At 72.1% G+C, this 6,031-nt stretch carries 7 protein-coding genes; 2 read left to right on the top strand and 5 right to left on the bottom strand.

What is annotated here, in order from left to right:
- Positions 1-34: 34 nt before the first annotated feature.
- The gene (locus NCG93_RS19455) at positions 35-784 is read right to left on the bottom strand and encodes a phosphoglyceromutase (RefSeq protein WP_194413361.1); all 750 of its coding nucleotides are present in this window, start codon (positions 782-784) and stop codon (positions 35-37) included.
- 95 nt (positions 785-879) lie between these two features.
- Between NCG93_RS19455 and NCG93_RS19450 the strand changes: the two genes are divergently transcribed.
- On the top strand, positions 880-1,698 hold the full coding sequence (locus NCG93_RS19450; protein WP_194413360.1) for a class I SAM-dependent methyltransferase: 819 nt from the start codon (positions 880-882) through the stop codon (positions 1,696-1,698).
- Between the two features lie 9 nt (positions 1,699-1,707).
- Here the strand turns inward: NCG93_RS19450 and NCG93_RS19445 are convergent, their stop codons facing one another.
- The 4 genes from NCG93_RS19445 to NCG93_RS19430 form a co-directional block, all read right to left on the bottom strand.
- On the bottom strand, positions 1,708-2,820 hold the full coding sequence (locus NCG93_RS19445; RefSeq protein ID WP_194413359.1) for an FUSC family protein: 1,113 nt from the start codon (positions 2,818-2,820) through the stop codon (positions 1,708-1,710).
- An 11-nt stretch (positions 2,821-2,831) separates the two neighbouring features.
- A complete protein-coding gene (gene ygfZ / locus NCG93_RS19440; RefSeq protein WP_194413358.1) occupies positions 2,832-3,938 on the bottom strand; it encodes a CAF17-like 4Fe-4S cluster assembly/insertion protein YgfZ in 1,107 nt (368 codons plus the stop codon).
- Positions 3,939-4,053: 115 nt separating this feature from the next.
- Positions 4,054-4,656, bottom strand: a complete 603-nt coding sequence (locus NCG93_RS19435) for a nitrobindin family protein (RefSeq protein ID WP_194413357.1) — start codon at positions 4,654-4,656, stop codon at positions 4,054-4,056.
- Positions 4,657-4,791: 135 nt separating this feature from the next.
- A complete protein-coding gene (locus NCG93_RS19430; protein ID WP_194413356.1) occupies positions 4,792-5,082 on the bottom strand; it encodes a hypothetical protein in 291 nt (96 codons plus the stop codon).
- A gap of 158 nt (positions 5,083-5,240) precedes the next feature.
- Here NCG93_RS19430 and NCG93_RS19425 point away from each other — a divergent pair, with 158 nt between their 5' ends.
- Complete coding sequence (locus NCG93_RS19425; RefSeq protein ID WP_194413355.1) at positions 5,241-5,939, top strand: response regulator transcription factor; 699 nt, start codon at positions 5,241-5,243, stop codon at positions 5,937-5,939.
- The last annotated feature ends 92 nt before the right edge of the window (positions 5,940-6,031 follow it).

Here is a 6,031-nt window from a genome sequence, read left to right as displayed (position 1 = left end):
CATCCGCTCTTCTGTGCGCGTCAGACGCGACGCGTCAGGCCTTGCCCTGGTTCGCGACTGCGGCGGCACCGGCAGCGGCGGCCTCGGGGTCGAGGTACTCCCCCGGGCTGAGCGGCCGGAGGTTCTCGTCGAGCCGGTACACGAGCGGGATGCCCGTGGGGATGTTGAGCTCGGCGATGTCGGCGTCGCTGATGCCGTCCAGGTGCTTGACGAGGCCGCGCAGCGAGTTGCCGTGCGCGGTCACGAGGACGGTCTTGCCGTCCTTCAGGTCGGGCACGATGTCGCTGTGCCAGTACGGCAGCATGCGGTCGATCACGATCTTCAGCGACTCCGTGTCGGGCACCTCGCCGTCGATGCCCACGTAGCGCGGGTCGCCGACCTGGCTGTACTGGTCGTCGGCCGCCAGGGGCGGCGGCGGAACGTCGAAGGAGCGGCGCCACAGCATGAACTGCTCGTTGCCGAACTCCTCGAGGGTCTGCGCCTTGTCCTTGCCCTGAAGGGCGCCGTAGTGGCGCTCGTTCAGGCGCCACGAGCGCTTGACGGGGATCCAGAGCCGATCGGCCGCATCGAGGGCGATGTCGGCGGTCTGGATGGCGCGGCTCAGCACCGAGGTGTGGAGGACGTCGGGAAGGATGCCGGACTCGGCGAGCAGCTCGCCGCCCCGCGCGGCCTCGGCCTTGCCCTGCTCGGTGAGGCGGACGTCGACCCAGCCCGTGAACTGGTTGGTCTTGTTCCACTCGCTCTGGCCGTGACGGAGGAGGATCAGCGTATAGGGCGCGGTCATGCGCCCCATGATATCGGGGCGACGGCGCGTGCCCCGGCGCGGTGACGACGGGCGGCACCCGCCGGCTCGACGGTCGCGCCTGGCATCATGGGGGGATGGCGCGGGGACCGGTCGGGCAGATCACGCGCGGCACGACCGGCACCAACCGGCTGCGGCGCGTGGATCGGTGGATCGCACGGCAGCCCGCCCTCCGCCGGGCATCCGACCCGCTCGTGGTCGACCTCGGCTACGGCGCCAGCGGAGTCACGGCGCTGGAGCTGCACTCCCGGCTGGCGCACGTGCGTCCCGACGTCGAGGTCCTGGGCCTCGAGATCGATCCCGCCCGTGTCGCCCATGCCCGCGCGCAGCTCGAGCTGGTGCGCGGGGGCGGCACGTCGTTCGCACCCGACGCCCGTGTCTCGTTCGCCCGCGGCGGGTTCGAGGTGCCGGTGGCCGGCGGCCGCCGTCCCGCCGTCGTGCGGGCGTTCAACGTGCTGCGCCAGTACGACGAGGCCGAGGTTCCGCACGCCTGGGCGACGATGGCCGGGCGGCTCGCGTCCGATGGGCTTCTCGTCGAGGGAACCTGCGACGAGATCGGGCGGATCGCCACCTGGGCGGCGATCGGGCCTGACGCCATGCCCCGGACCCTCACCGTGTCGCTGCGGCTGGCCGGGCTGCAGCATCCGTCCGTCGCCGCGGAGCGGCTCCCGAAGGCTCTGATCCACCGCAACGTGCCCGGCGAGCGGGTGCACGACTTCCTCGCCGCCCTGGACGCCGAGTGGGACCGTGCGGCGAGCGTCTCACCCTTCGGTCCGGTACATCGCTGGCGCACGGCGCTGTCAGCGCTCGTCGCCGGCGGCTGGCCGATCCTCGACCGCTCACGGTGGCGCCTCGGCGAGGTCAGCGTGCCGTGGGAGGCCGTCGCGCCGCGCTGAGGCCGAGGCTCACAGTCGCGGCAGCACGGCGCGCGCCTCGGCCGACGGCATGCCGGTCGCGGTCAGCAGGTCGACCGCCAGCGGGCGCAGCGCCGTGATGAGGTACTGCTCGCCCGGCGACCCGTCGGGCAGGATCTGCGCCGGGTCGAGGCGCACCGCCACCGCCCGCACCGCCTCCTGGGCGGCGGGCTGGAACGAGATGTCGTCGAGGCTCTCGCCGACGAGCGAGGCACCACGCATCAGCTCGGCCAGGAGCTCCGCCGGCACGGGGCGGCGCTGGCCGTCGTCACACAGGTACACCGCCCGACGCGCGACCACGCGGAGGTTGCGCGTGGCGAAATCCATGGCCTGCAGCACCGTCTGATGGCGGCGCAGCTCGGCGCGCTGCGGCCGCAGCCACGGTGAGAATCCCGCGACGGCCAGCCCCGACTCCAGCGACGTGCGCCATTCGTCGATCCGCGGCCCGATCCCCCGCGCCTTCTCGAGTCCGCGCGTCGCCCGCAGCGCGTCGCCGCGGCGCAGCGCCTGCACGATGGTGCGCGCGGCGGCATCGGCGGCCGCGAACACGGCGTGGCCGTCTCTCGCCTCCTCGCTGCGGGGATTGCGCGGGATGAGCGCGGTCACGACGAGCGCTGCGACACCGCCCACGATCCCGTCGATCAGCCGCGAGAAGGGCTGTGATGCGGGAAGCGACATCACGATCGACGCCTGGATGCCGGCCATGATCGCAAACGGCGGGTACGGCGAGAGGAACCGGGCGACGAGCAGGGTGACGCCGAGCGCCAGCGCCAGCTGCCACCACCCCGGGCCGACCACGACGACGAACCCCTCCGCGACGAGGATGCCGACCAGCATGCCGACGACCGTCTCGAGCACGCGGCGGGGTCGGGCGTCGCGCACGAGGCCGAGGCTCGAGATGGTGACGGTCGCCGCCAGCAGCGGTGCCGGGTGCCCGACGACGTAGTGGGCGAAGGCCCAGGCAGCGGTCGCCGCCACGGTGATCTGGACGATCGCGATCGCGGATCCGCGGACACGCGCCAGCTGCGGCCGGAGGTCGAGCCGGGCGCGCCAGCCGGTGGGCACGGTCTGGGTGATCGCGGCGGTGTCGCCGTCGCCGCTCACCGCCGGCGCTCCTACTGCGCTGCCGCGCGGCGCGACAGGCGGGTGATCCGCGGGACGTTCGCCGTCGCGCCCGCGTCGGGGGGCACGACGATCTCCTGCGCCGCGGCGATCGGGCCGTCTGCGGTGTCCACCGTGAGCGGCGCGTCGACCGGCGTCGTGCGGCGCACGACCGCCAGCGCGATCGGGCCTTCCTCATAGTGCAGCGCGGCCGACGTCACGATCCCGACCGCATCGTCGCCGATCCGCACGGCGGCACCGTGCTCGGGCAGGACGCTGCCCGAGCCGTCGAGCTGCAGAGCCACCAGGCGCCGCGGCGGGTGTCCGAGGTTATGCACCTTCGCGATCGTCTCCTGGCCGCGGTAACACCCCTTGTCGAGGTGGACGGCGGTGCGCAGCCAGTCCAGTTCGTGCGGCAGCGCCCGCTCGTCGACGTCCGTGCTCCAGCGCGGACGCCATGCTGCCACGCGCAGCGCCTCGGCCGCCGCGATGCCGGCCAGCTCCAGCTCTCCTCGAGTCGCGGCATCCGCGATCCGCTGCTCTTCGGCACGCGTCACGATCGCCTCGGCCCAGTCGCGCTCGGCGCCGGGATGCGGGTCGACCGCGGCATAGGCGTGCCCGCCCGGCGCCACCGAAGGCCACGGGTCGCGCCACACCAGGGCGACGCCCGACGGCGCGGCCGGCGAGATCCGCTCGAGCGCTGCGGCGGTCCCGCCCACGACCGCGTACTCGTCGTCGGCGATGCGAGGATCGACGCGCAGCCGGAAACGCATCTTGCGCAGCCAGTCGAAGAGGCCGGCGAGGTCGGCGCGATCCGCGATGAGCCAGGTGGTCTCGCCGTCGTCGAAGACGGACGCCGCGTGCTCGACGTGTCCCTGCGGATCCAGGATGAGCAGCTCCGTGCTCACGCCCGGCGCGAGGCGGGCGAGGGCCTGCGACGACAGCGAGTCCAGCCAGGTGAGGCGGTCCTCGCCCGGCACGGCGATCACCCCGCGATCGCGCCGCGGCGCGATCGCCGCGCCGGCGGCGAGCCGGCGCTGCTCGACGAGCGGGCTGCCCACGTGCAGGAGGCCGGCATCGTCCACGACGGCGCCCGGGACGGCGGCGAACGGGTCAGTCATCGATCGCTCCGCTCGTGAGGGACGTGGTGAGAGAGGTGCTCATGGGATGCGGGCTCATTCCGTGCGTGATGATGACGCAGCGCTCGTTCGGATCATTCGACAGCGCTCATTCGGCTCATTCGATCCTGGCGAGGCGGGCCGACGCGTGGGCGCCGAGTTCGAAGCCGAGGGCTGCGATGTCCCAGGCCCAGAGGAGGTGACCGTCGACGAGGCCGTACATGCGTGTGGCAGCGGCGTAATTCTTGGCGCTCGCCGGACGCACCACCGCATCGGTGGCGATATCGATGCGGGGACCCTTGATCTGGCCGAGGTAGAGCTCGCTGACGCCGTCGGCGTGCACGAGCGCCGCCTCGATGTCGAAGCCGCCGTCTGCGTTGCGCAGCTGCTCGATGTCGTCGGCGGTGCGCGCGACGGCGGGGGCGAGCGCCGGCAGCAGGCCGGGGCCGGCATCGGCGTCGGTGGCTGAGAGGACGAGCCGCCAGTACCCGAGCTCCGCCACCAGCCGCGTGCGCTCCTCAGGGTCGGCGGGGCTGTGGAGCCAGGCCTCGGCCGAGTAGTTCAGATAGTCGCCGCCGTCATGGCTGAAGCTCACCCGATGCGTGAACTCACCGGTGTAGGCGTGGTCGCCGTAGTCGATGACGCCGGTGCCCTCCCAGACACCGATGAGCCACGACAGCGGTACGAGTTCCGCAGGAAGGTCGGTCGGGATGTCGAGCACGACGCGATCCGTCAGCGCTGGCCGCGGTACAGGTTCTTGACGACGACCGCGGAGACGAAGACGATCGCGAGGGACGCCAGACCGAGCAGGCCCACGTAGAACAGTTCGAGCGCGACGAGATCCATGCGAGCGAGTCTAGCCGGGAACGAGCGAGGCCAGCCCGAATCCGAGACTGATCACACCCATCACCAGTGCCGCGCCGAGGACCCCCGCCGCCACCCGCTCGGTGAACCCCTGCGAGCGCCCTGACCAGAGCTGTGTCGCGAACGCCGCGATGAGGCATCCGCCCAATCCGACACCCAGCCACGCCGCACGCCAGTCCGGAGTCGCGAAGATGCCGACCACGATCGCGATGAGCGCCGCCAGCACCCAGACGGCGACGATGCCGCCGAAGGTGCGGCGAGGTGCGAGTTCAGGCACGGCCACGCTTCTCATCATCGCCCATCGCGCCGCGCGGCGCATCCACGGCGATGCACCGGCCCACGCTCACCGGAGCCCGCGAAGGTCATCAGGACGGAGCGGCGCGCGGCCACGCTCTACACTGGGGTTCGCGGCGCGCCCCCACGCGCCGGGAAGGCGATCCATTGGCACAGCTCCTGGTTCTCAGTTCCACGCACGGAGGCGGCCCCGTGCTGCCCTCGCTCGAACTGCTGAGCCACCGCGTGCGCCTGATCCCCGCCGAGCCCGCTCAGCTGGTCAACGCGCCGAGCGCCGACATCATCTTCGTCGACGCGCGCGTGGACCTGGTCGGCGCGAAGTCGCTGTGCAAGATCCTCAACACGACGGGCCTGGATGCGCCGCTGCTGCTCATCGTGACCGAGGGCGGTCTGACCGCCGTCTCGCCCGACTGGGGCGTCGACGACGTCATCCTGTTCACCGCGGGCCCGGCCGAGGTCGACGCACGCATCCGTCTCGCCGTCGGCCGGCAGTCGGCCGAGCAGGTCTCGACCCGCATCCAGACCTCGGGTATCACGATCGACGAGTCCTCCTACTCGGCGAAAGTGCACGGACGACCGCTGGATCTCACGTACAAGGAGTTCCAGCTCCTTCATTTCTTCGCGACCCACCCCTCCCGCGTCTTCACGCGCGAGCAGCTGCTCAGCGAGGTGTGGGGCTACGACTACTTCGGCGGCACCCGCACGGTCGACGTGCACGTCCGGCGCCTGCGCGCCAAGCTCGGCGACATGGAGCAGCTCATCGGCACGGTCCGCAACGTCGGCTACCGCTTCAACGTGTACGAGGACGAGCCCGAACCCGCCCCCCGCGAGCGCACCGGAGCGTAGGGCGACGGATGCCCCGACCTCCGGCATCCGTCCCGCGCCGTCCTGAGCAGGAGAAGCTAGACGAAGGGTTCACACTCTCGTCACGTGACCCT

It is taken from the genome of Microbacterium yannicii, assembly GCF_024055635.1.
Lineage (GTDB): Bacteria > Actinomycetota > Actinomycetes > Actinomycetales > Microbacteriaceae > Microbacterium > Microbacterium yannicii.
This window is presented reverse-complemented; position numbering and strand designations above follow the sequence as displayed.